The sequence below is a fragment of the Nocardioides sp. genome, assembly GCF_034670285.1.
Classification (GTDB): domain Bacteria; phylum Actinomycetota; class Actinomycetes; order Propionibacteriales; family Nocardioidaceae; genus Nocardioides.
Map to the genome: position 1 here is coordinate 1 of NZ_JAXMNS010000564.1, position 1750 is coordinate 1750.

At 71.0% G+C, this 1750-nt stretch carries 2 protein-coding genes; both read left to right on the forward strand.

The window, feature by feature from the left end; genetic code table 11:
- Window positions 1–819: CpaF/VirB11 family protein (locus tag VOI19_RS19085; RefSeq protein WP_323794508.1), on the forward strand; the 819-nt coding region annotated here is incomplete at its 5' end.
- Window positions 820–824: 5 nt separating this feature from the next.
- Window positions 825–1700 carry a type II secretion system F family protein gene (locus VOI19_RS19090; RefSeq protein ID WP_323794509.1) on the forward strand — a complete coding sequence of 292 codons (876 nt, stop codon included), beginning with the start codon at window positions 825–827 and terminating at the stop codon, window positions 1698–1700.
- The last annotated feature ends 50 nt before the right edge of the window (window positions 1701–1750 follow it).

The following is a 1750-nucleotide window of genomic DNA, read 5'->3' on the forward strand; positions in this document are numbered from 1 at the left end:
ATGCTGCCCGAGGGCCACCGCCTGCACGTGGTGCTCGACGGGCTCTCCAGGGGCTTCTCAGCCGTCAACATCCGCAAGTTCGTGCTCCGCGCGGCCCGACTCAGCGACCTGGTCGGGCTGGGGAGCCTGAGCCCTCGGGCGGCCACCTTTCTCGAGGCGAGCGTGCGAGCCGGGCTCAACATCCTGGTGGCGGGCTCGACCCAGGCCGGCAAGACGACGATGCTCAACTGCCTCGCGGCTGCGATCCCGGGCGGCGAGCGGGTCGTGAGTGCGGAGGAGGTCTTCGAGCTTCGCTTCAATCACCCCGACTGGGTCGCGATGCAGACCCGGCAGTCGGGGCTCGAGGGCAACGGCGAGATCGCGCTGCGCCACCTCGTCAAGGAGTCGCTGCGCATGCGGCCCTCACGCATCATCGTGGGCGAGGTGCGCGCCGAGGAGTGTCTCGATCTCCTTCTCGCTCTCAACTCCGGTCTTCCGGGCATGTGCACGATCCACGCCAACTCGGCCCGCGAGGCGCTGGTGAAGGTCTGCACGCTGCCGCTGCTGGCGGGGGAGAACATCTCGGCACGCTTCGTCGTGCCCACGGTCGCGACCTCGGTCGACCTCGTCGTGCACCTCGGCCTCGACCAGCACGGCGTACGACGGGTCAACGAGATCGTCGCGGTTCCCGGTCGGGTGGAGAACGACATCATCGAGGCCGAGCCGCTCTTCGTGCGTCACGACCGCGAGCTGCGACGCACGTCGGGGATGCCGCCACGGGTGGAGCGCTTCGAGCGGATCGGGATCGACGTCCACCAGCTCCTCAACGAGGGGCGGTAGCGGCGATGGGACTCGTGGTCGGACTCGGGCTCGGGGTGGGGCTGCTGCTGATCTGGTCGGCCTTCGCGCTGCCACGAAGCACCGGCCCGTCGGCCACCAGACCGCCCGGCAGGCTCGCCCGCCTGCTCGCCGGAGCGGGGCTGGCTGAGGTGTCGGTGACCGGGCTCGTCCTGGTCTGCCTCGCCTCATCTGTCGTCGTGGCAGTGACCGTGCAGGTCATCACCGGAACGCCTCCGATCGCCGTCGTGCTCGGTGCGATGGGCGCCTTCCTGCCGATCGTGATCGTCGGTGCGCGGGCGCGACGCCGGCAGCGTGAGTTCGCCGAGGTGTGGCCCGAGGCGATCGACAACCTCGCCTCTGCGGTGCGCGCGGGGCTCTCCCTGCCTGAGGCACTGGGCGGTCTGGCCGTGCGAGGCCCGGAGCCGCTGCGCGAGGCGTTCGCGTCGTTCGCCCTCGACTACCAGGTGACCGGCCGCTTCTCCGACTGCCTCGACCGGCTCAAGACGACGCTCTCCGACCCGGTCGGTGACCGCGTGGTGGAGGGCCTCCGCATCGCCCGCGAGGTCGGTGGCGGTGAGCTCGGTCGGCTGCTGCGTCATCTCTCGGGCTACCTGCGCGACGAGCAGCGCACCCGCTCCGAGCTCGAGGCGCGGCAGGCCTGGGCGGTCAACGGAGCTCGGCTCGCGGTGGCAGCGCCCTGGTTGGTGCTGCTGGTGATGTCGTCGCAGCCCGACGTGATCGGTCGCTACCGGTCGTCGGCGGGCGTGCTCGTGCTCGTGGTAGGTGCGGCGATCTGTGTGGGCGCCTACCGGGTGATGATGCGCATCGGTCGGCTGCCGACCGAGCGGCGCATCCTCGCCGAGACGACGGCGGGCGTGTGATGGGGCCGTCGACCTGGGGCGCGCTCCTCGGACTCACCGCTGGTCTCGGG